Here is a 26,470-nt window from a genome sequence, read left to right on the forward strand (position 1 = left end):
GCACTTTTTTAAAAATTAAATTTCTTTATTTTGGTGGATATTGTTCTAATATTTTAGAGACAAATTCTTTTATTCTAGCATCTTTTTTTTCTGTGTTTTTGGTTAGATAACCACTTCCTTCGCCTTGCCAAACTAATTCTTTGGTTTTGGCATCAATGATGTCTATGAAAAGTGTTCCTTCGGGAGTTGTAGTTACATTAGAATAACCCATTCCCCAATAAGGATTCCAACCCCAACCAAATCCATAGTTTTGATAAATGTCGACACGTTCTCTCTCTTTGGTGAAAATACTGATTAAAACATCAGGATTCTCAGATTTGCTAAAACCTTTGGTAGACATTACTTCGTCAATTGCATATAAAATCCTTTTCTTGTCTAAATCCGAAATTTCTGCTTTATCAACACCGCTTTTTAAATAAGCATAGGTTTTATAATTTGTAAAGGTTGCTTTTTTGTCATAATCAGCATTCACTCTAACCGAACTGCATGAGGCTAAAGTAGCGATGAAAAGTACCGAAAGTAATTTTAATGTTTTCATAATTGTGGGTTTTAAAGTTTAAGGTTTCAAGTTTAAAGTTGAATTCCTATTACTTTAAACTTGTTATTACAATATTGATTCATCTACTATATTAGGGATGGTAATTTTTAATAAAGGTTGCGTCTCCATTGCTCTTTTTATTGCGAAAATTGCACCTTCATTTCTTGCCCAACTTCTTCTTGAAATTCCGTTATTTACATCCCAAAAAAGCATAGACTCTAAACGTCTTGATGCTTCTTTACTACCATCAAGAACCATACCAAAACCACCATTAATAACTTCGCCCCAGCCAACACCACCGCCATTATGAATAGAAACCCAGGTTGCACCTCGGAAACTATCACCAATTACGTTTTGAATTGCCATATCTGCTGTAAAGCGTGAACCATCATAAATATTTGAAGTTTCGCGATAAGGAGAATCCGTTCCTGAAACATCGTGATGATCTCTTCCTAAAATTACGTAGCCAATTTCACCACGAGCAATCGCTTGATTGAAAGCTTCTGCTATTTTAATTCTTCCTTCGGCATCGGCATAAAGTATTCTCGCTTGAGAACCAACGACTAATTTATTTTCTTGTGCGCCTTTAATCCACTGAATGTTATCTGCCATTTGTTGTTGGATTTCTTCTGGTGAGTTTTTCATCATTTCTTCTAAAACATCACAAGCAATTTTGTCGGTTTTAGCTAAATCTTCTGGATTTCCTGAAGCACAAACCCAACGGAATGGTCCAAAACCATAATCGAAACACATTGGCCCCATAATATCCTGAACGTAACTTGGATATTTGAAATCGATATGATTTTCTGCCATAATATCGGCTCCAGCACGAGAAGCTTCTAACAAAAAGGCATTCCCATAATCGAAGAAATAGGTTCCTTTTGCTGTATGTTTGTTAATTGCTGCTGCATGACGACGTAACGTTTTTTGAACTTCTTCTTTGAATTTTTCAGGACTATTGGCCATCATTTCATTTGATTCTTCAAAAGAAAAACCAGTAGGGTAGTAGCCACCTGCCCAAGGATTGTGTAAAGAAGTTTGGTCAGAACCTAAATCAATATGTAAATTTTCTTGGTCGAATCGTTCCCAAACATCAACCACATTTCCTAAGTAAGCAATAGAAACTACTTCTTGATTTTCTAGTGCTTTTCGAACTCTAGCAACTAATAATGTAATATCTTCTACAATTTCGTTAATCCAACCTTGTGAATGACGAATGTGTGTAATTTTTGGATTTACTTCGGCACAAACGGTAACGCAACCTGCAATATTTCCTGCTTTTGGTTGAGCTCCACTCATTCCACCTAATCCAGAAGTTACAAATAATCCGCCTTTTGGAGATTTTTTAATTTTTCTGAATCCGTTTAAAACTGTGATTGTTGTCCCATGTACAATTCCTTGTGGACCAATGTACATATAACTTCCTGCGGTCATTTGTCCGTATTGCGAAACGCCTAAAGCATTCATTTTTTCCCAATCGTCTGGCTTAGAATAATTTGGAATAACCATTCCATTCGTAACTACAACTCTCGGTGCGTCTTTATGTGATGGAAATAATCCCATTGGGTGACCCGAATACATAGCTAATGTTTGTTCGTCTGTCATTTCTGCCAAATATTTCATTGTTAGACGATATTGTGCCCAATTTGAAAAAACCGCACCATTTCCACCATACGTTATTAATTCATGTGGATGTTGCGCAACTGCATAATCCAAATTGTTTTGAATCATCAACATAATTGCTTTCGCTTGTTCGCATTTTCCAGGATATTCATGAATTGGTCGCGCATACATTTTATAATCAGGACGTAAACGGTACATGTAAATTCTTCCGTAAGTTTCTAATTCAGCTTTAAATTCTGGAATTAAAGTAGCGTGATGTTTTGGTTCAAAATAGCGTAATGCGTTTTTTAATGCTAATTTTTTTTCTTCTTCTGAAAGAATTTCTTTTCTTTTTGGAGCGTGATTAATTTCTGCTTCATATGGTTTAGGATTTGGTAAAACCGATGGAATTCCTTCTAATATTTGTTCTTGAAATGTCATTTTTGTTGTGTTAATTCGTTTTATTAATTTTTTGCCTTAATTTTAATTGGGGGAACTAAGGGTAACGAATGTCGGACCTATGATAGGACTTGTGAATTTTAATTCGGTATTTGAATAATTGTATATCCATTTTATTTTTTCTTGGTAGTTCCGGTTTTTTTGTCAAAACCATAAGGGCAATGTCTGCACCCACTTTTACAACAATAACCTCTTTTTATATGGTATTTTTCTGTGAAACACTTGTATCCTTCAGGTGTGTAATAGAAATCTTCCCCTTCTTTTAAATTATTCGGATTTAAATCGTTATTCATAGCTACAAATTTAGCAACTTTGCATGAAATGATAGTACTAGTTTTTAAATATTTAATTCCAAAAGGTTTTCGTGGGTTTACTTTTTTTCCGTTTGTGTTTTTATCGGATAAAAAGGATAAATCGCATACTGTCTTGCTAAACCATGAAAGAATTCATATTAGGCAACAATTGGAACTCTTGATTGTCTTCTTTTTTATATGGTATGGAATTGAATTTTTAGTTCGATGGATACAATATAAAAATAGGAAAGTAGCTTATTATAATATTTCGTTTGAACGTGAGGCTTATTCAAAAGAAAAAGACCTTTACTATTTAAAGCAAAGGTCTTTTTGGAGTTTTTTAAAATATTATTAGTTGTTTTTTTCTTTTTTTAGAGCGGGATTTTCTGCTGGAACACCATCAGAATATTTGCCCTCACCTAAAAATATTTTACCTGCATTTGGACCCGCAGGAACAACATCTCCAACTTTTATATAATCTTCAGGATTGTATTTGTATACTATATGATCTGATGGCCATTGAAATATTTTTCTCCCATCTGATGGTTGATTTTTTGTTTTTGCGGCTAATGGTTCTTTATCTGATTTTAAATATCCTGGTCCTGGAGCTTGAGGGAAACGCCCTTCGCCATAATTAGTTTTTGGTTTTACAACTAATTGATATTGTAATTTTCCTGAATGATTTCCTCCGTTTAATTCTAAAATTTCCACAGAATTACTTGTTTGAGACATTATTGTTATGCCATTAAAATAAGGCATTCCTACTGGGGTACACGTTACTCGAATAGGGTTTTCTTCATTAACGACAATTATATCTGCTAATATTTCATCTAAATAAATAGTTGCTTTTCCATTAACTAGTTCTACTGTTCCATAATCTTGATACCAATATTCTGGAGATTCTGGACAGGTTAGCGTTACTCTACCATGGTTTTCTGTTGGAATGATTTCTGATACTGAAGCAGTCCCTGTAATTTTTCTGTTTGTTCCTCCAATTGAAGTTCCTACGTATGCGTATGCTTGAGAAGTACCTGCGTAATTTAATGCTTCAAAATAACCTCCTGCTCTTGTATTGGTATTACAATATGCATATCCTTGAACTCCATAAGAGTCTTGGTTTTGACTATTGGCTAATCCTTGTACACCAACAGAGTATCCAGGATTTCCGGCAGTTGTCGCTCTATTGTTAAATCCTCTTAATGCTATTTGTGTTCCACCAAGAGTAGTGCTAGTGTTGTTTAATTGATTGTATGATGCAGATGGATTGAAGGCTGCTGAAGAATTATCAACATAATTGTAAGCTGCCATCCATACGTTTGAGTATGCAATGTTAGCTGCTACTGTTGCAGCACCTGTTGATTGAGCAAATATGCTCGTGTAACCAGCAGCAGGATTGTTTGCATATAAACCAGAACCGTTTAAATTTTGTACGGGAATTCCGAAGCTAAAATTTGTTTCATAGCCAATAACCCCACCTACGTTTGTTGAATGTCCATAAATAGCATCTCCAGCTCCACTGCTTACATCTAATCTATATGCTGAAGGAGCAATATTAACACCAATATTTCCTGAATTTCCAATACTGAGTCTTTCGGTGTTATTTGTTCTAAATCTTAATTCTACATTATCTGTTGTGCCTATAAAGTTTGTTGCTGGAACTGTTCCAGTATTTCCAAGTATAGACCAGTCAACAGAATTTCCAGTAGCTAATCTAACCCATGCTGTGCCACTCCAATAGTAGTAACCTGGTGTTACATTATTTGGGATAATCCCTGCAGTTGCAGTATTGTAAACAAGTTCAGATGTTGTAGGCGCTGTAAGTGGAGCAATTGCATTAGTTGCTGTTAATGCTACTCTAGGGATTAGCAATCCATCATTTACAGAAGTTACATCTAATGCTCCGTTAGGGGTTGTTGTTCCGACTCCAACTTGAGCATTTGAATAATATGCATAAAAAATCAAAAAAAGTAAATATTTTTTCATAATAATTAGGGTTTTGTATGAATAATTGGTAACAAATTAATAAATATTTTGCTTTTATTGTTGATATTTTTTTTTAATTGTTTAAAGGTTTAGTTTTATCGATAAAATGCAAAAAAGGCAACCTTTATTGGTTGCCTTTAGTATAAATATTTGATTTTTTGGTGATTAATAAATAATTTTTTTATTTACTATTGTTCCATTTGATAATGTTACTTGAATAATTAAAGCAACTTTGTTTTTTTGAATTTTTGTTAGAGGAATTTCATATCCATTTACCTCTGGATAATCTGCTAAAAGTCTTCCTAAAACATCAAAAACTCTTATTGATTTAATTGTGTTTTTGGTTGATTTTATAGATAAAATTTCAGAAGATATTGCCCAAACATTTGCTTCTTCATTTGTAATATCATCATTTCCTAATGTATTGTTTGTATAGCGAAGAATAAATCTATCTGGGTCGTCACCAGCAATAGCACTAAATGTATATGGATTCTGTCTTAAATCGTGAATTATATTTGTGTCTAAATCTTCTAAATAAATGTTTTGATTTGTGTTTGTGAAAAATCCATCCACAGTTCCAATTCCTATGGAGTAATTTCCTGTTTGAGGCACTTTTATTCCCATAGGTACTAAATCTAATTCGTCAAACGGAAGTGTTCTTCCTTGAATTGTCATTGGTTCATCTCCAATTTTTGAATATAAATTTAGATTCAATTTTACATCGGTAATAGCATCATATAATCTGTCTCTATTGTTTGAAGCTCCATCGACATAGCCTATTAAGTTTCTCACATTACTTCCGTCTGCAGCAATTAAATCTAACCAAATGCGACCATTGTTGTCATCGCTTGTAGTAGTATTTTTGAAAAATTGACTATTATTATTTGTGCTATTTCTCATAGAATTATTAAACGTAACATTTTCAGAAGTAGCAACAGATGTATGTAACATTGATACAAAGAAACCTTGCCCAGCAGCAATATTTCCTCCAAATACTCCAGGACCAGAAGACGTTCCTGTAATATTGTAGGTAATATAATCTGCAGGAGTATAATTGTATACATAATTATTGTAAAATGGATCAGCGATTGCATTACTAGGTAATGTGCCATGTGTCCAAATTTTTATAAATCCATCAATATTTGTATTTGTAGTTAAAAAGTTAATTGCATTTACAGCTGAAGGATATGGATTTCCGATTAAATTCCAGTTGTCATCATAACTTGTTCCTAATGTTGTTGAAACTCCAGTAGAATAATTTGCACCATTGTATGTTCCTCTTAATATTGGAGTTGTAATAATTCCATTGTTTGGAGTTCCTATGAAAGTAGCTGTGAATGGAGTTAATGTATTTGTGTAAGCATTAGGGCCTCTAACAATATATCCTTTTCCAATTACCATATTTTCACTGCCATAAGTCCAATTTCCAAATCCATTTGTATTTGCACCAATTGTTGGAATCCACTTATAAATATATCCTGCTGATGTTCCAGGAGAAATTGCGCTACTTGCAAATGAAGAAACTGGTGAAGACCAATATACATAATCTTGTTTACGAATGGAAACAGTTCTGTCCATATGCATGATTCCTGTATTTGGGTTGTTATTTACTTGAATTAAACTAGAAGTGTTATCTAATTGTAAATTTCCTCCAGCATTGATATTTACCCAATCAGTAATTGTAACATTATTAGTTGGATTTACTGTTAATGTTGCTCCATTTTGAATAGTTAAGTTTAATCCTAAACCGTTATAACTTGCTCCAGAAATAATAGGATTATTAGCTGTTGGTGGAATTAAAACACAATCAGCCGCTGTCGGAACACCAACAGGAGTCCAGTTGTTAGCATTATTCCATTGTGAATTTACTGAACCATCCCATACTTTGCTACCAGTAACCGTTACAGTTGTTTCGTCAGTTTCAACTAATGTTGTTCCATCACATAAAGTATAAGTAATTTCCGCTGTATAAGTTGTTGTTGCACCTGGACATACAGTTATAATATCAGAAGTTCCTAATACAGGTCCAGAAGTTCCAGAACCTTCATGCCATGCCAGAGTTGTAATAGAAGCTCCTGCTGGAACAAAACGCCAAGCTTCATTTGTAACTGTCCAATCTGCGTCTAGTCCGTTTCTGTTTGGAGCTACAACTGCTGTGGTTCCTGTGGCATTTTGAATTCCTACAACAGCATTACCTCCATTCCATGAAGCACAAGTATTTTTTTCTTCTAAATAAACTTCGATTACGTTAGTGTTTTCATATAAAACAATCATACCTGTATATAACTGAGAATTACAAGTTGAAGAAAACATTGGAACATCACTCCAAGAAGCAACTAACGCTCTACAACCGCTATTAAGGGTTATAAGTTCCCATCCAACTTCTCCGCTGATTCCTGGGTCGATGTCGTGAAAAGCACCAAATATTGAATTTTCTACTAATGAACTATGACCAACTTGTGGAAGATTGTCTGCAAAAGAATAACCACAATATCCTTCAGGAGTATTTCCTACTAAATCAAAGGTAATTATTCCATTTGAACCAATTAAACATTGATTGTAAGTATTGCCATAAAAACAAAAATCAAATGGAAGATTAACTACAGGTGACCAACGGTCATCAATGTTTACACTCACAGGGTTTTTTAAACAACCAAATTGATATGGAGGAGCATAGGTAATTGATTCAACGGTATAGCTTGTTGTATTTCCTAAATTTAAGTAAGTAGCTTCTAAATCAACACATGTTGAAGCAGCTGTACAACTTATAGCTGCATGATCTGCACCACTTAGTCCTAAACCACCACCTACTACAGAAGGACAGCCTAGTGAAGATGTTCCGGTGCTATTTCCTATAAGACAAGTTGGTGCAACGAATGAAGTTCCAATCCAAAATCCTTGTGTGCCACCACAATTTGAACGAATCCAAATATAATAAGTAGCCCCAATTGTTAATCCAGTTAAATTTAATGTTGTTACACCTGCTCCAACTGATCCTGTAGGTATAGTAGCTCCATTAGGAATCGTAGCTGAAGTTGTTAAATAATATTGATATCCATTACTTGGAGCTGGCGTTGCTGCTGTCCAGTTAATTGTTGCTGTTGTTTGTGATGTAAGGTTTACGGTTATATTTGATGGGCCAGGACATGTTGCGGCTATTACATTGATGGTGTAGTCTTCGTAAGTTCCGTATGAACCTGTATAACAAGGTGTCGGTGGTCCAAAATCAACGCCGCCTATTCTTAATCTGTGATTTCCTAATATTGCTGTAGCAGGAATTTGAAAACTTCCTGTTAAAATACCAGGATTTGTTGATGGTGATGTTCCACTGAACATTAGTTCTCCAGTATCATCAAAATCTAAGTCGTTATTCCAGTCAATCCAAATAATTGCGTCGTACCCAAATCCTGATGTTGAAAATCTGATGCTAAATGGAATAGTTTCTCCTTGAGAACCAGTTGTACTCATAGCAGAATAATTTCCATAATTTCCAGCTTCAGCACCAGTATTATTATTTATTGTTCCCATTGTTACATTTGTAATCCCTGTACCGTCAACACTTGTTGGTGCAGGAACACAATATCCAGTTGTTGCACTACCAGTTGTATAGCTTGAAGAACATCCATTATTAGCTCTAATTCTATAATAATAAATAGTATTAGCAGCTAAACCAGTTAAATTATATGTTACAGTTGGGTCATTAATTGTAAATGGTGAACCAGCAACATTAGCTGTAAAACCAGCATCAGTTGTGACTTGTAATGTGTATGTTACTGCATTACTACCTCCTCCAATTGAAGATGGCCAAGTAAAATTAATGCTATTAAGTGTAGAGCTAGTTGATATAGGACTTGGTGCAGCAGGACATGTTACGGCATTACCAGTTAATGGACCTCCAGCGTTGTATAAAGGGCCTCCTGTACAGCCAGCATTGTTAAATGCATAGATGTAATAGTAGTAATGAGTATTTCCTGTTAATCCAGTTCCTGTTATTGATGTAGACGCTCCACTTTGTACAAATGTAAGTCCAGCTCCTAGAGTAGCAATATTTCCAGCATTATAAATAGTTCCATTTACAGGATGAGTAGGTGGGGTAGCTGAAGTTGACTGAATTACTAAGTAGCTATCTGCAGTTCCAGAAAAAGTTGCTGGAAAAGAAGTAGAGGTAATTGTTCCTGGGGTAAAACCATTTGCTTGTGCTCCAGGGGTTGTGCATGGACCAGGTGAAGTTGCGCAAATACCAAATGTACCTGGATTGTCGTTTGAATATTCCCAAAAACGTACATAAATTGTTGTTCCAGGAGTTAAGCCTGTTCTAGTTATACTAGACATTAGGCCATTAGCACTATCATCATCGTCACATTCTAATAGAGATAAAGCGCCGCATGTTCCGGTATACCAAGCCATTCCGCTATCAGTCATTCCGCCAGTTTGTGTGTCAACAGTAACTTCCCCGTTTGCAGGGACAAGAAAACTAAACCATACATCACCACCAGAATAACTAGCACAGCCTGGAACAGGAGGTGTAGAAGGTGTTGTAGAAGCGGTTGCTCCTGCTGTAGTATAATTTGAGTATGAACAGCTAGTGTTTAGTGTTAAAGGAATAGCATTGTTACAATCATCATTTGATGGTGCAACTATTGGACAACCTATGGTAAAACTAATGTTTCCACCAGCGGTACTTTCAGGATCTAATAATAAATAATATTGAACTCCTCCAGTTAGCGTAAATGAAGGACTGTTTGATGCGCCACTTAAATCATCAATACATGTCCACCCAGCGGCAGCACATCCAGATGCTACAGTTCTAAATTGATAATCTATATAAGCAAATGAACTAGCTTGTTGAATAGTGTATGCGCCAGTTGTGGCAGGTGTAAAAGTAAATACTCTTTCAATACCACCTGTTGTAAAACCACAAGCTGAGGTTCCAAAACTTCCTGTTCCAGCAGCAATAGTGGTGTTTACAAGAGTTCCACATGAGGCTATGTTGGTAGCGGAAGCACATGGAGATACTACAGCAGTAACAGAAACTGCATTTAAATTCATATTATTGGCAGATGAGTTTACTACTCTAATATAATATGTGTTTGTTGGTGTAAGACCAGTTAAATTCATTGTTTCAGTTTGTCCGCCAGCTACTGTATTAGTGTTTGCGCAACTTATTTGTGTCAAGCCAGCACATGTGCCAGAATAAGCATACAATACAAGTTGTCTATTATTTGAAACAACTGTAACGGTAGCATCTGTGGTTGTTGCAACGAAACGATACCAACCATCTCTAGAGACACCACCGCCAGCACAAGCTGCTGCAACCGGATCATTAACAGTTGCGTCAGTAATAGTTCCAGTGATAGGGGCTGCATTAACGGTTAAAAGAGTTGCTCCTGCACAATTTGCGCTTTGAGCAAATAAATCATTTGTGTAAAAAACAAAAGCAAAAAGAAGAGAGAATAATTTGATGCTTTTTGCAAAAGAGAATGTAGGAAAAATGCATCCTAAAGGATTCTTTTTCATAGTTTTATAGTTAGGGGTTAATAGAATTTTACACAAATATATTTTTTTTTGTTTAAATAGCAACAAAAAATTAATAATTTGTTAAAAAAACATTATTTTGTTGATAACTTCATTGTAAATTATCATTATAATTTTACTTAGTGGAATTTTAATAGCTTTTTGTTGTTGATAAAATAATAAGTAAAGGCTAACTTTTGGTTAGCCTTTACTTAAACTTTTGGAGCTTATTACTTAATATATTATTTTATATGTTTTTGTATAACCATTTTCTAACATTACTTTTACTAATAAAGCGTTTTGTGTAGGTTTTACATTTTGTGCAATGAAAGAATTATTGTTGATGTCATTGATGTTTATAATTTCTCTTCCTAATAAATCAAATATCTGAACAGATTTAATATTTTCAATTGATGATTCAATATTGATGTTTTCGTTTGTGAATACAGTTATTGAATTATTGTTTTCAAAGTCGTTATTTCCTAACGCACTATTTGTGTAAGTCAATATAAATCTATTTTCGTCTGTTCCAGTAGTTGCAGTAAAACTATATGGGGCAATTCGTAAATCATGTGTTATGCCTAAAGTGTTATCTTTTAGAAAAATATTTTGATTTGCGTCTGAAAATAAGCCATCAGCAGAAGCAATTGCTATAGTGTATACTCCATTTTGAGGTATAGTTACACCTAAAGCTACTTGATCGTCAGTGTTAAATGGCAAACTTCTTCCTTGAATACTTAATTGATTGGTACTTTCTAGAGAATAAAGTTCAAAATTTGATTTAACACCTAATGCTGGAGCATCGTACAATCTATCTGTAGCGTTCGTAGCATTTGTAGCATAACCAACTAGTGTTCTACTAGCTGAATTAGATGGACTTATTAAGTCTAGCCAAATTCGGTTTTTTTCCTCTACAATAGTGGAATTTGCAGTTGAATTTTTGTAAAATAAATCGTTTCTATAACCATTATTTCTCATAGTATTATTGAAAACTATATTTTCGGTTGTTGCTGTTGAGGTGTGATTCATTAATACGAAGAAACCTTGTCCAGCAGCAATATTACCATCAAAACCAGGGGTTATTGCACCCATAAGATTGTATGTTACATAATCTGCAACTGAATAATTCATAGCAAAGTTGTTGTAAAATGGATCTGTATTAATTGCTGATGGGGCAGTTCCGTGTGACCATAGTTTTATAAATCCTGCAATGTTTGTATTTGTGGTTAAAAAACTATCTGCATTTACAGCTGATGGATATGGATTTCCAATTAAATTCCAGTTGTCATCATCTTTTGTAGCTGCAGTTCCAGAAACACCTGTTGCATAATTAGTACCATTATAAACACCTCTGCTAATTTGCATATTAATGTTTCCATTGTTTGGAATTCCAACAAAATTAGCTGTAAAGTTTTGAAGGGTATTATTGAATGAATCGGGGCCTCTTACAATATATCCTTTTCCTAAAACCATTGTTTCATTAGCGCCTGCCCAATTTCCCCATCCATTTGTGTTAGAAGAAATAGTTGGTGTCCATTTATATTTATAATTTGTAGTTCCCGGAGAAACAGCATTTAGACTAAAATTAGCAACAGGCGTTGACCAATATACATAATCCAATTTTTTGATGTTTACATTTCTTTTCATTTCAATATTACCAATATTTGCAACATTGTTAATTTGAATTAAGCTAGCGCCATTTTGAATATCAAACATACCTCCAGGGCTTACTTCAACCCAATCGGTAACTGTAATTGTGTTTTTTGGCTCAAGTTGTAAGTTTCCGGTTGATTTTACTTGAACAGTTTTTGCAAAAGCATTATAATTTGTTCCAATTATCCTAGAATTATTTGTTGCACTCGGAATTATTACGCAAGTTGAAGCATCTGGAACACCTATTGGTAGCCAATTGTTTGGATTGTTCCAGTCGCCGTTTGTTCCTCCTTTCCATATTTTCGATTTGTTGTCAATAGATATGTTTTGACTTACATTACATCCATTGGAAAGTGTAGCCGTTGCAGTAAAAGAAAAAGATTGTTCTTCTAATTGTGCTAAAGAAGGTTTTACATAAACAGTAGCTACAGGTGTTCCTGCGACATAAGGGGTTGTACAAGTTACATCTTGATACGCATTTACTGTTGTAGAGCTTGACCAATTGAAGGCTGTATTTAAAGGAGTGTTGCCATAAAGTTGAAAATCATCAATAGCTAAACCATCACACCAAGCTCCATAATATTGTATTCTTACTTTGAAATTTGAATTGTTTATGTATGAATTTAAATTGTATGTTTTTTTTGTAAATCTTGTTCCATAACCAATATCTGATAAATATTTGTCGATTTCTATCCATGTTGTTCCTCCATCTGTTGATACATCTACTGTTACATAGTCTAAAGTTGGATTAGCGTTATCAACATAATATCTAGAATAAAAAATATTAAATGATAAAGTTAAATTTAGAAATGTATTTGTGTTTAAGTTTTGTGATATTAGTGCATTGTGTGTAGTATATGATCCAACATCAGAAGTTGACATTGCAAATTTATTACCGCTCATGCCAGAAGCAATAGCTGGAAACCAAACCTGTTGAGCTGGAACAAAAGTACTTGTTTTAGTTTGCCATTGTGTGATGGCATTTATTGTACTTGAGTTTGAGACAATGTTTTGATTTGTAAGTGTTCCTAAGCCTAATTCAAAATTTTCGTTAATTAGATAATTTTGCTGAACATCTCCTGATGCGGTTAATGATAAAACTTGATTTTCTCCACAGATTTCAGGAACTGAAGGTGTGAAACTAATTGTAGCAATAGGATTTATATTAGCAATAACTTTTTTTCGTTCTAATGATTCGCAACCATTATATGCACTAACCCAATAGGTTGTTGTAGTAGATAATGATGGTGTTGTCCAAGTTCCCGTGGTTGTAGTTGCTATAGCGGTACCTCCAGTTTCGTTTGCATACCATTTATATTGAGTTGGCGAACCTGATGCTACTGCATTTAATGTTACCGGTCCAGCGCCACAATTTACTCCGTCTGTTACAGAAGTTATTATAGCTGAACAGCTTGCAACAACGGTAAAAATATAATCTTCTGTTTCTCCATAGTAATTTATATTCTGACAAGAATCAAATGTGCTGATGGCATTTGTATCATAAGGATAGGTATTATCATCTTTATTGACTCTAATTCTAATTCTATAATTCCCTAATGCTTGATTGGCTGGAATTATAAAACCAAAAGTTGTTGAATATGTAGCTATTCCAGCTGTATTGTAAACAGTTTCATTTGTGTCAATAAAGTCACCATCTCTATTCCAGTCAACCCATGCTTTAACATATCCTCTGCTGCTCATTTGCATAGAAATATTTATCCCTTCTCCTTGCGCTTGTTTAGCAATATTAGATAAAGAAGTGAAATTTTGGTATCCTCTAGTTGGTGTTGTAGTATAAGTAGATGAGTTAGAAACGTCATTTAATGTTCCTACAAAACTGATATTGTTGAAATAGACTAAACTTTCAAAACCACTTCCTACACTTGGAGTGCAATATGTTGGTGTTATATTACAAGTTCTTGAGATTGTAAAGTTTCCTGTGCCTAAATCACCACTTGTATTTTCTGCTATATAAATATAGTATTGTGTGCCAGACACTGTTGTAAAAGTATAAGTTTCTGCAATTCCGCCTCCATTTGCATCTTGACAGTTAATACTAGTTAAAGAACCGCAACTTCCACTTGAGATTGACATTTCGATATTATATCCAGTTGATGGTGTTGTGGTAATCGTATTGATAGTGCCATCTCCTGTAAATGTGTACCAAACACCATAATTACTCATTGAGCATCCTGTATTGTGTGTTTCGCTTACAGAGTTTAAAGTTGTTCCTGAAAGATTTGTAGTAGCACATGGTAAATTTGTTGCAGAAGAGCAGGCGTCATTTACCGGTGGAATAGGAGAGTAGATACATATTGTACCATACATACTTAAATCACTTATATATCTTTGGATTCTAATTCTGTATTTGGTTCCTATTGTTGTTGCATAAGTAATAGTTTCTGCTTGTGCACCTCCATAAGAATCTGCACAACTTAAAGCTGTCATAGCAGTACTACAACTTCCTGAAAAAAGCGTCAGCACTGGGTCTTCTAGTGCAGTAGGGGAATAAGTGATGATTGTAGAAGTGCTAGTTGCAATAAACCATCCCCATGCATCATCTACATCAGAAGCATTACATCCTGAAGCACTGTTCCAATAATCTGTGTCGTTTGTAGAATTGAATACCGTAGCAGAACAACTTGAACCAACAATTAATTGTCCGGACAAATTATCATCGCAATCATTACTCTGGCTATATATGTTTTGATAGCCGCATAGTAAAATAAAAATCAAAAAAACTTTTTTGATGATTAAGCTACTTTTTAAACAAAATTCTTTTTCGTTCTTTTTTAGCAAAAAAGAACAAGTTTGAAAAATACAATTTTTTCTCATTAATACTATAAATTTAATTTAGATTAAAGATATAGTCGAGGGGGTTTTATTTTTGGGACTGCGAAAGTAGAATTAAAAAAATAGTATTAAGTTAATTAATCGTTAAAATGTCTAAAAAATCGATAAAAAACATTTTTATAATATATTATTTATCAATTTATTACAAAAAAAACTCAAAAATTTGGTCTGAATGATTTAAAAAAGTTTCAAAAATTTAGTCTGAATGAATTTAAAAAAACTCAAAAATTTAGTCTGGATGAGTTAAAAAAAGAAAGGCAACTTGTAAAATTGCCCTTCTTTTTTAAAAATTATGTTATGTGTTAGTATATAACTTTGTAAGTTTTAGTATTACCATTTTCTAAAGTTATTTTTACTAATAATGCACTTTGAGTTGGTTTTACATTTTGAGTAGTAAATGTACTGCTGTTAACATTGTTAAATGTAGCAATATCTCGTCCTAACAAATCAAAAATTTGAACTGATTTAATGTTTTCAATTGAGGAATTTACATTAATATTAGAATTTGTAAAAACTGTTATTGAATTATTATTTTCAAAATCTTCATTGCCTAAGACAGTATTTGTATATCTAAGTACAAATCTACTTTCATTTGTTCCAACAGTTCCAGTGAAACTATATGGAGCAGTTCGTAAATCATGTATTATTCCTAAGGTTGTATCTTCTAAATAAATTGGTTGGCTTGAATTTGCAAATATTCCATCTGTTGTTCCAATAGCAATAGTATAAATTCCATTTTGAGGAATTGTAATACCTAATGGAACTTGATCATTTGTGTCAAATGGCAAGCTTCTACCTTGTATGCTTAACTGATTTGTACCAGTCTTAGAGAATAATTCAAATGTTGATTTCACTCCTAATGCTGGTGCGTCATATAGCCTATCTAATGTGTTAGTTGCTCCATTAGCATATCCAACAAGTGTTCTACTAGCGGAATTAGTTGGACTAACTAAATCTAACCAAATTCTACTTTTTTCTTCAGGTGCATTTGTAGTGGTGTTTGAATTTTTGAAGAACAAATCATTTCTATAACCATTACTTCTCATAGAGTTGTTGAAAGTTACGTTTTCAGTTGTAGCAGAAGAGCTATGATTCATTAATACAAAGAAACCTTGACCTGCTCCAATGTTTCCATCAAATCCTGGAGTGATTGGACCTAAAAAATTGTAAGTTACATAGTCAGCAACAGTGTAATTTTGAGCATAATTGTTATAAAATGGATCAATTGTTACTGCAGAAGGTAATGTTCCATGTGACCATAGTTTAATAAAACCTCCAATATTAGTATTTAATGTTAAAAAAGCATTTGCATTTAAAGCTGATGGATAAGGATTCCCAATTAAATTCCAGTTATCATCATCTCTTGTGGCTGGAGTAGCAGATACGCCAGTTGCATAGTTGACGCCATCATATGTTCCTCTACTTACAGGTTGTGTTATATTTCCATTATTTGGAACACCAACAAAATTTGCTGTATAATTTGATAAAGTTGAAGTATATGCATCAGGACCTCTAACAATATATCCTTTTCCTAAAACCATTGTTTCATTTGCTCCAGCCCAATTTCCAAAACCGTTTATATTAGCACCAATGGTTGGTGTCCATTTGTATTTATTACCAGTTGTGCCCGGCGAAACACTACTTAGAGCAAAATTAGCTACTGGAGATGCCCAATACACATAATCTAATTTTCGAATGTTAACATTACGTTTCAATGAAATTGTACCCGTATTAGCTACATTGTTGACTTGAATTAAACTACCACTATTTTCAATGTTAAATGTACCTCCAGCGTCAACGGTAACTTCGTCTGTAACTGTTAGTGTGTTATTAGGTTGTATTTCTAATAGTCCAGAAGGTCTTACAGTAACAATTTTTGCTAATGCATCATTACCAGCATTGTTAATATTTGCATCAAAGGTACCATCGTAAACATAAACACAAGTATTTGCATCAGGCACGCCAACAGGAGACCAGTTGTTTGCATTGTACCAATCATTACTAGTGCCACCAATCCATAATTTTGTTTTATTTGTAATATTTATAAATTCAGAAATTGGACAACCGTTTCCAAGTGTGGCGTTAGCAGTAAATGACCATGATGGAGCAGCTAATTGTAATGCCGTTGGTCTAACATATACAGTTGTAACACTTTGCGCAACATATGGAATGGTGCAACCAGCATCAATAAAAGCATCAACAGTTCCTCCAGACCAAGTAAATGTAGTATTTAAAGGTCTTTTACCATACACTTGAATATCATCAATTGCCCAACCATTTGCCCAAGATGAACCTCCGGCTAAATAATATCTAAAACGTATCATAAGTGATGGCTGACCTGCATAAGCAGTTAAATCAATATTGACATTTGTAAATTGTCCTGCATAACCTTGGTTTGATGTATATTGTGCTAGTGTTGTTGGCCATGTTGCTCCGCCATCAATTGAAATATCTACATAGGCAAATTGTACAGGTTCACCTGGATAATATGAAAAATGATGTCTAAAACTTAGGAATAAATCTGAGTATGTACTAGCATCTAATATTGCAGTTCTTAGATGAGTTTCTTTTGGTGTTGGTGCAGCAAAATCTGAATTTGCTAACGCAAAGTTATTACCTATTGCTCTAGATGTGATTGCTGGTTTCCAAACCAAACCAACAGGAACATAAGGGCTTACACGACTAGTCCATTGTGTATTAGCATCGGCTGAAATATTTAAGCGATTTAAAGATCCTAAACTACTACTTTCAAAATCTTCATTTACCAAATAATCAATTACTTCATCACCACCAGCAGTTATTTGTACAATATTGTTTTCTCCACATACTTCAGGTACAGAAGGTGTTACTATGATGTTTGATGTTGGATTAATAGTTGCAATAATTTCTTCTCTATACCATGATTCACAAGTACCGTTCCATGCAGTAACATAATATTTTGTAGTAGTTGTTAAAAATGGTGTAGTCCAATTAGTGATACCAGGAACTGCTGCTTGAGTTCCAATTAGTGTTCCACCATATAACGAATCATAAAATCTAAATTGAGTTACACCTGGAGTTCCTTCTACGCCTAATACAACGGTACCATTATCACATCTACTTCCATCATATAAGGCGTTAGGTTTTGCAGCACAATCAGCTACAACAACTAAACGATAATCTTCTGTTTCACCAGTTGTATAGTTTCCACAAGGTGTTATTGTTGGTGAATCTTCTCTTGTTTTGATTCTAATTCTGTAATTGCCAGGAAGAGTAGCAGGAGGCACAACAAAACCACCAGTACCTTCAATAGTTAATATGCTTCCAGAATTATAGACCAATTCAGGGGCGGCATCTGTAAATACACCATCATTATTCCAATCTACCCACATTTCTACATATTGTCTTGACACTCTTAATAAGTAGTCTATAGCAACTCCTCCGCCAGGAATTTGTGTTACAGGAGAGGATGCTGTGTAGTCTGCATAACCTGATGTGGCTCTTCCTGTTCCCATATTGTTTAAATTGGTAATATTCCCAACTGTAAATACATTTTCAATATATCTAGTACTTACACCAGAAGTAGGCAAACAATATGGATCACTTCCTGTTGTAGTGGTGCTTCCAGAAAGATTTCCTAAGTATAAAGGGCCTCCGATACAAAGACGATTAAATGAGAATATGTAAATATAATATGTGGTTGAATTTGCTAATCCAGTAGCTGAAAATGAATTTCCAGAGCCATTACCAATTACAGTATATCCAGCTCCAACAGTTCCTCCAACAGCATATGCTGTGCCGTTAACCGGTGTTGGTGCAACTGGGTTTGTACTGATGACAACTAAATAATTATCAGGTTGTGGTGAAGCATGTGTGAAGGAACCTGAAATTACCGTTCCAGAAGGAACTAAACTTAAAGCTGTTGGTAGTGCAGTAGGGGCAACGCAAGGAATATTACAATTTCCGCTGTACGTTGCAAAAATTTCAAAACCAGGTCTATTGTTTATATTATCAGAAGTGAATCTCACAGTGATTGTTTGCCCCGGATTTCCAGTATAATTAATCGTTCCTGCACCCGTATATACAGCTAATAAAGTTCCGCCAATGCCTACTCCATCATACAACCAAACTGCATCGAACCCATTTTCAGCATCGTAAGTTCCTGTAAGAGTTACTACTGCGGTTGATGTGACGTTTAGTGCAGACCAGTCATTTCTGTTAGTTCCATAGTTGCCTAAGTTATTGTGATCGCGAAGAATAGTATTATTACCACAATTTACATTGTTTGTTCCTAATCCATTAACTAAAACAATTTGATAAACATTCAATGTTGCTGTAGTTGAATATGATGAAGTGCCACAGGTGTTTGTAGCTGATGCTTGATATAGATAACCATTCATTGCTAATGTAGCTCCAGTAATATTTAATGTAGCAGTAGTGGCATTGCTATACACACCTCCATTAGTAACTGTCGTCCATGTTGCTCCGCCATCAGTACTTACTTGCCAGGTATAACTCGTAGCTCCATTAATTGCAGTAACACTAAATGAAGCAGCTCCGCCAACTGTAGTTGTTATGTCTGCTGGGTTAGCAGTTATGCTAGGTGTTGCAATTACTGTTATTGGTGTTGAAACACTACAAGTTCCAATAGTATAAATTACTGTTGCAGTTCCGACTGTAACTCCAGTTACTACACCACCGCCAGAAATCGTAGCAGTACCAGTGCCATTTGTAATCGACCATGTACCACCTCCTGAGGCATTTGTAAATGCAGGGGTATTTGCTCCAGTACATACAGTAGCTGAACCTCCACCAATTGCTGCTGGAGTTGGATTTACAGTGACAGCATAAGTTGCTGGAGTACAAGATCCAATAGTATAATTTACAGTAACTGTTCCAGCAGATGTTCCAGTAAGAACTCCACCTCCTGTTATTGTTGCAGCCCCAGTTCCATTAACAACTGACCAAGTTCCTCCACCATTTGGATTTGTAAATGCTGGTGTTGAAGAGCCATTGCATACTGTAGCTGCTCCTCCGGCAATCGCTCCTGGTGTTTGTTGAACGGTTAAAGCTCTTGTTATACTACATGTTGTTGGTAATGTGTATACAACTGTTACATTTCCAGCTGTTACTCCAGTTACGACACCTCCTGCATTAATTGTTGCAGAACCAGTTCCATTTATGATTGACCATGTACCTCCTCCTGTTGCATTTGTAAAAGCAGGTGTAGTTGTTCCGGTACATACCGTAGCGGCACCTCCACCAATTGCAGCGGGTAATGGGTTTACTGTTATTGATTGTCCATTATTTGTTCCATTAGGATTTGTTACTAAAACAGTTCCTGATGTTGTACCTGCTGCAACTACTGCAGTAATTGTTGTTGCATTTACGCGAACAACAGCTGTACAAGCAGTTCCGTTTATTGAAACTGTATTTGCTCCGGCTGCAAAATTAAATCCTGTAATTGTTATTGTACTTCCTACGCAAACGGGGTTTGGAGTAATACTTGTAACCCCAATGTATTGAAAAGTTACTCGTCCATTTGCTCCAGCACCACCAGCTCTAGTACCTCCGCCATTTTCACCACCACCACCACCTGCGCCAGGGGTGCCTCCTGGGTTTCCTACTGCATTTGTACTTCCAGCTCCTCCAATTCCAAAAATGCCAATTACAGTTCCGGAATCTCCACCATCCCCACCTGGAGCTCCAACTCTTGTTCCATTTAATCCATTTGAATTGGTAGTTCCACCAGATGCCGTTCCGCCACCACTATTTGTTGGTAAATTTAATGAACCTCTGTTGCCAACTCCTCCAGTTCCGCCGTTAGCAATCATATTTGTTAAAGGGCTGGCGCTTGTTATTGAAGATAATGTTCCATTTCCTCCTGTTCCTCCTGCAGCTGCTCCAGCGGCTCCTCCGCTACCTACAGTATATGTAAATGTAGTTACTCCTCCTGTTACAGCTATAGTTCTTGTTGTGGCACCGCCACCGCCACCGCCATTTCCTCCATTAGTATTTGAATTAGATCCGCCGCCGCCGCCGCCGCCGCCCCATGAAGATGCAGTTACTGAAGTAACGCCTACGGGTACATTGAAGGTTTTTCCAATGCCTGGCGTATTATCATTGCCTGGAAATTGCGCGAAAATTTCTTGAGAACCAAAAAGAAATGTGGATAGGTAAGCTATTAAAAGTAATAGGTTTTTTCTTTTTTTTGAACGTGTATCCATAGTTTTATCTATAGAATACACAGAGAAAGTGTAGTTCTGTTTCATATGTAGGGGTTTTTATTCATTAGCTTATATAAATGAATTTAGTATAAGCTCAATTACAAATATATATATTTCTTTGATTATATGTGATTAGTGTTAATTTTTTTTTCTTTTTTTTAAAATATCCGTTTATTCTGTAAGAAATAGAAAACAAAATAGTGTATAAAGTTTTATGATTTATATTGTTTTTTAAGTTGTTGATAATCTGATTATTAAAAATAAATGTGAGTAAATCACATAATTCAGTATAAAATAGATAAACTGCAAAATAAATCGGATAAAAAACCTAACAAAAATGAATTTTTTTTTAAAAAAAACTTAAATTTGTAAATAATCCTCCTATTAAACTAAATATCATGAAAGAAAAAATACTTTTAACATTGGGAATGTTGTGTTTTTTTGTGAACGCAAATGCTCAATTGTATGTTAATCCAGGTAGTTATGTTTTTATGACTAATCAGTTTATGTATGTTACACAAGATGTTAATATACAAAACACTGGAAATTTCTATATGAGAAATACTGCACAGTTGTTGCAAGGTACTGCAGGAGCTTCTACTAATTTTGGTGCTGGTAAATTGTCACTTTTTCAAGAAGGGACAACAAACAATTTTCAATATAACTATTGGTGTTCTCCTGTTGGAGCTGCTTCTGGTATATTTGGAAATGAACAGTTTGGTATTACACTATTGAATAGACCAACTGGGTTAATAACAAGCACAGCGGCTACAATTTTACCAACTAATAACTATAATGGAACATCAAGCCCTTTAGCTATAGCTCCATATTGGATTTGGAAATTTGTTACTTCAACTACATATGCACAATGGGCTTATGTTGGTAGTGCTACTTCAGTGAATCCAGGCGAAGGTTTTACAATGAAAGGAACGTCAGGAAGTGATGCAACTGTGGTTGATGCTGATGGTGTTCAGAATAATTCTGGTAGTAGACAACGTTATGATTTTAGAGGTAAACCAAATGATGGAACTATCTCAGTGCCAGTTTCTGCTGGTAATTTTACTTTGGTTGGCAATCCGTATCCAAGTGCAATTGACTTAAATGCTTACTTACTTAATCCAGCAAATGCTTTGGTAATTGATGGTGCTGCTCGTTTTTGGGAACAAGTAGTTGTGAATACACACACATTAAATCAATACCAAGGAGGTTATGGCATATATACACCAGGTTTAGGTTATACTGCTGCGGCTTTTTGGACTTATGATGGACTTGGAAATCAAGGAATACCAGCTGGTTCGGGAACAAACTTTCAGAGAAGATTTAGCCCGGTTGGACAAGGATTTATGGTGATGGGAACAGCAGCAGGCTCTGTTACAATGAGAAATTCTTTTAGAGCTTTTGTAAGAGAAGCAGTTGTTAATCAATCTGAATTTGCAAAAAACACCAATCAAACAGTTTCTACTGATGTGTATGACCCGAGTTCAGAATATTTTCCAGAAATTCCAAATGTAGCAGGAATTGATTATACACAAGTTAAGAAAACATTTGCTCCTCAATTAAAAATTTACGCAATGTATAATGACGGTGGAGTAAGACCTACAACTTTAGGCTTTGATGATAATGCAACTGATGGCTTTGATTATGGATGGGATGGAAGATCTCCTTCAGGTGAAGCAGCAGAATTTTATTATATTTTAGAAGGAACAACTAATGAATATGTAGCTTCGGCTGTTCAGTTTGATATCAACAAGAAAGTTCCTGTTGGTTTTAGATGTAGTGCTCAAACCAATTTTAAAGTTCAAGTAAAAGAAGTATTGAATGGTTTTGATCCTAATCAAGCTGTTTATATGCATGATAAAGTAACTGGAATTTACTACGATATTAAGTCAGGTATCTTTGATATGACTTTACCTGCAGGTGATAATAAAACAAGATTTGAAATCACGTTTAAAAATACTGATGACACTTTGACAACACCTGATGAGGCTAGTAATATGTTTGTAGTTGTTCAAAATAATGAACAAGGAATGTTAACTATTCAGAATTCTTTATTAAAAGATATTAATTCATTATCTTTATATGATGTAACAGGTAAATTAGTATTGAGTAAATTGAATTTAGGTAGTGCAGCTTCTTATCAATTTTCTACAGCTAGTTTAAGTGATGGTGTTTATGTAGTAACTGCAACAACTGCTGATAATGTAAATGTGAGCAAAAAAATATCTGTCTATAAAAAATAAGAGACAATTATAGTATATTTGAAAGCAGCTTTTAATAGCTGCTTTTTTTATGAAAACTAGTCAAAATCAAAAGATAGAAATAGCATTTCCAAAAGGTATAGAACTCTATATTAAAAGAGAAGATTTGTTACACCCTGTAATTTCAGGAAATAAATTTCGAAAGCTGAAATATAACTTGGAGGAAGCTAAACAATTAGGTTTTAAAAAGTTGTTAACCTTTGGAGGTGCTTTTTCAAATCATATTGTTGCTATGGCTGGAGCTGGAGCAGCTTTTGGTTTTGAAACTATTGGAGTAATTCGTGGGGAAGAGTTAATAAATAAAATTCATGAGAATCCATCTTTGCAATTTGCTCAACAATCTGGGATGCAATTTCATTTTATTGATAGAACATCATACAGAAATAAAACGGACATAAACTTTATAGAAAATTTACGAAATTTATTCGGTGATTTTTATTTAGTTCCGGAAGGGGGAACTAATGATTTAGCAATAAAAGGTTGTGAAGAGATTCTAACAAAAGAAGATGTTGAACAATTTAATTACATCTGTTGCGCAATGGGAACTGGTGGAACAATTTCAGGAATTATTAATTCGTCGAGTGAAATGCAAGAAATTATTGGATTTTCTTCGTTAAAAGGTGATTTTTTATCTGATGTAATTCGTAATTTTGTACAGAAAAAAAATTGGAACGTTAATTGTGAGTATCATTTTGGTGGTTATGGAAAGGTTTCAGATGAACTTATTTCATTTTTAAACTTTTTTTATATAGAAACTAAAATTCCATTAGACCCAGTTTATACTGGAAAAATGATGTTTGGAATTTTTGATTTAATCGAAAAAGGATGTTTTCCACCCAATTCAAAAATCCTAGCTATTCACACTGGAGGATTGCAAGGAGTTGCAGGTATGAATGATATGTTGCAAAAAAAGAATAAAGAAACAATACATTATAATGATTAAAAAAATCACCTTATTTCTGATAGGTATTATGATTGTTGGATGTAATAGTACAAAACCAATTGTGCGAACTACTTCAAAATCAAAACCTAAAACAACAACGACCACTACTAAAAAAAAGCCAGTGGCTCAAAATTCTACTACCAAAACTAATCCTGAAAATAAAACAACAACTTCTTCAACTAATGGAAAAGAAGTACAATTAGAAGCAACTTCAAATGTGAGAACTTATGAAGAAGAAATCAAATTGTATGTTGCAAATTTTAGTGAAATTGCAAAAAACAACATGAAAACGCATGGAATTCCTGCTAGTATTATTCTAGCGCAAGGAATTCTAGAATCGGGAGCTGGAAAAGGAAAATTAGCTATTTCAGCTAATAATCATTTTGGAATTAAATGTCATACTGGATGGACAGGAGATAGTGTTCGTCATGATGATGATGCTGAACAAGAGTGTTTTAGAAAATACAATCAAGCGGCTGAATCATATAAAGACCATTCTTTGTTTTTAACATCAAGAAGTCGTTATGCGTCATTATTTAATTTAGATAAAGGTGATTATGAATCTTGGGCAAAAGGGTTAAAGGCTGCGGGTTATGCAACTGATGTGAAATATCCAGATAAATTAATTGGTTTAATAGAACGATTCGAATTGTATAAATATGATAATGAGGTTCTAAACCGCAATTATATTCCTGTAAAAAAAGATCCTTTAGTAGAAATTTCTGAAGGTTATTATACAATCCAGCAAGGAGACACTTTATATTCTTTATCCAAGAAGTTTAGTTTATCAGTTGATGATTTGAAAAAAATGAATAATCTTTCAGATAATGCCATATCAATTGGGCAAAAAATAAAAATCAAATAATGTTATATAAAAGAAGTAGCGAATTATTTGTTGAGGCAAATAAAGTAATTCCTGGAGGAGTAAATTCACCAGTTAGAGCATTTAAAGGAGTAGGGGGAACGCCAATTTTTGTAAAAGAAGCAAAAGGAGCCTATTTATATGATGAAGATGGAAACCGTTTAATTGATTATATCAATTCTTGGGGACCGATGATTTTAGGTCATGCCTATGAACCTGTAGTAAATGCAGTAATAGAGAAAGCTAAAAAAGGAACTTCTTTTGGGATGCCAACAGAATTAGAAACGCAAATTGCAACATTAGCCGTTTCTATGGTTCCAAATATTGATAAAATAAGATTTGTAAATTCTGGCACAGAAGCTTGTATGAGTGCTATTCGATTGGCAAGAGGTTATACAAAACGCGACAAAATAATTAAATTTTCGGGTTGTTATCATGGTCATTCAGATTCATTTTTGATTGCTGCAGGAAGTGGATTAAGCACGTTTGGTGTGCCAAATTCTCCTGGTGTAACAGAAGGAACGGCAAAAGATACATTATTAGCAAATTATAATGATATTGAAAATGTAAAAGCATTATTCGAAGCCAATAAAAATGAAATTGCAGCCATTATTATAGAACCAGTTGCTGGAAATATGGGCTGTATTCCGCCAAAAAAAGGTTTTTTAGAAGCTTTACGAGCAGTTTGTTCAGAGAACGGAGCTTTACTTATTTTTGATGAAGTAATGACGGGATTTCGTTTAGCAAAAGGTGGTGCGCAAGAATTATACGGAGTTCAAGCTGATATTGTTTGTTTTGGAAAAGTAATTGGTGGAGGTTTGCCTGTTGGTGCTTTTGCTGCACGAGAAGAGATAATGAATTATTTAGCTCCGTTAGGACCAGTGTATCAAGCAGGAACATTGTCTGGAAATCCATTAGCTATGGCGGCTGGATTTGAAATGTTGAAAGCTTTAAATAATAATTCAGCAATTTTTAAAAGTTTAGAAGAAAAAACTGCTTATTTAGAAAAAGGAATTAAAAAAGTATTAGCGGAGGCTAACATTCAATTTACAATTAATAGAGTTGGTTCAATGATTTCTGTACATTTTGATGCTAACCCAGTTTATGATTTTAATACAGCAAAAAATGGTGATAACGAAACGTTTAAAAAGTTTTTCCATGGTTTGCTAAATCGAGGAGTTTATATTGCACCATCGGCTTATGAAACTTGGTTTATTACAGAAGCATTAACTTACGAAGATTTAGATTTTACAATTAATGCAATTGCAAGTGTTGCAAAAGAGTTATAAAAAAAATCCCGATTGAT

Annotated in this window: 11 protein-coding genes; 4 read left to right on the top strand and 7 right to left on the bottom strand. The window is 34.5% G+C overall.

Features of this window, described 5'->3' with window-relative positions:
- Nucleotides 1-25 precede the first annotated feature (25 nt).
- From G4L40_RS07410 to G4L40_RS13090, 7 genes are all read right to left on the bottom strand, one after another.
- Nucleotides 26-538: a DUF4136 domain-containing protein gene (locus tag G4L40_RS07410; protein ID WP_166236565.1), complete on the bottom strand. Its 513-nt coding sequence runs from the start codon at nt 536-538 to the stop codon at nt 26-28.
- 66 nt (nt 539-604) lie between these two features.
- Nucleotides 605-2,581: a urocanate hydratase gene (locus G4L40_RS07415; RefSeq protein WP_166236566.1), complete on the bottom strand. Its 1,977-nt coding sequence runs from the start codon at nt 2,579-2,581 to the stop codon at nt 605-607.
- Between the two features lie 131 nt (nt 2,582-2,712).
- Nucleotides 2,713-2,892 carry a DUF5522 domain-containing protein gene (locus tag G4L40_RS07420; protein WP_166236567.1) on the bottom strand — a complete coding sequence of 60 codons (180 nt, stop codon included), beginning with the start codon at nt 2,890-2,892 and terminating at the stop codon, nt 2,713-2,715.
- A 351-nt stretch (nt 2,893-3,243) separates the two neighbouring features.
- Nucleotides 3,244-4,875 carry a hypothetical protein gene (locus tag G4L40_RS07425; protein WP_166236568.1) on the bottom strand — a complete coding sequence of 544 codons (1,632 nt, stop codon included), beginning with the start codon at nt 4,873-4,875 and terminating at the stop codon, nt 3,244-3,246.
- Nucleotides 4,876-5,040: 165 nt separating this feature from the next.
- Nucleotides 5,041-10,392 (bottom strand): GEVED domain-containing protein, encoded by a 5,352-nt coding sequence (locus tag G4L40_RS07430; RefSeq protein ID WP_166236569.1) that lies wholly within the window; start codon nt 10,390-10,392, stop codon nt 5,041-5,043.
- Between the two features lie 231 nt (nt 10,393-10,623).
- Complete coding sequence (locus G4L40_RS07435; RefSeq protein WP_166236570.1) at nt 10,624-14,778, bottom strand: GEVED domain-containing protein; 4,155 nt, start codon at nt 14,776-14,778, stop codon at nt 10,624-10,626.
- 419 nt (nt 14,779-15,197) lie between these two features.
- Nucleotides 15,198-21,146, bottom strand: coding sequence for a GEVED domain-containing protein (locus G4L40_RS13090; RefSeq protein WP_166236571.1), 5,949 nt, complete (start codon nt 21,144-21,146; stop codon nt 15,198-15,200).
- Nucleotides 21,147-21,499: 353 nt separating this feature from the next.
- Here G4L40_RS13090 and G4L40_RS07445 point away from each other — a divergent pair, with 353 nt between their 5' ends.
- Genes G4L40_RS07445 through hemL form a run of 4 tightly spaced genes read left to right on the top strand, consistent with a single transcriptional unit; the run spans nt 21,500 to nt 26,453 of the window.
- Nucleotides 21,500-23,341, top strand: a complete 1,842-nt coding sequence (locus G4L40_RS07445) for a T9SS type A sorting domain-containing protein (RefSeq protein ID WP_166236572.1) — start codon at nt 21,500-21,502, stop codon at nt 23,339-23,341.
- Nucleotides 23,342-23,390: 49 nt separating this feature from the next.
- A complete protein-coding gene (locus tag G4L40_RS07450; RefSeq protein ID WP_166236573.1) occupies nt 23,391-24,302 on the top strand; it encodes a 1-aminocyclopropane-1-carboxylate deaminase/D-cysteine desulfhydrase in 912 nt (303 codons plus the stop codon).
- A complete protein-coding gene (locus tag G4L40_RS07455) occupies nt 24,295-25,167 on the top strand; it encodes a glucosaminidase domain-containing protein (RefSeq protein WP_166236574.1) in 873 nt (290 codons plus the stop codon). The genes G4L40_RS07450 and G4L40_RS07455 overlap by 8 nt, the downstream gene beginning before the upstream one ends.
- Entirely contained in the window at nt 25,167-26,453 is a 1,287-nt protein-coding gene (gene hemL / locus G4L40_RS07460; RefSeq protein WP_166236575.1) for a glutamate-1-semialdehyde 2,1-aminomutase, read from the top strand. The genes G4L40_RS07455 and hemL overlap by 1 nt, the downstream gene beginning before the upstream one ends.
- Nucleotides 26,454-26,470: the final 17 nt, after the last annotated feature.

It is taken from the genome of Flavobacterium celericrescens (assembly GCF_011392075.1).
GTDB lineage: Bacteria > Bacteroidota > Bacteroidia > Flavobacteriales > Flavobacteriaceae > Flavobacterium > Flavobacterium celericrescens.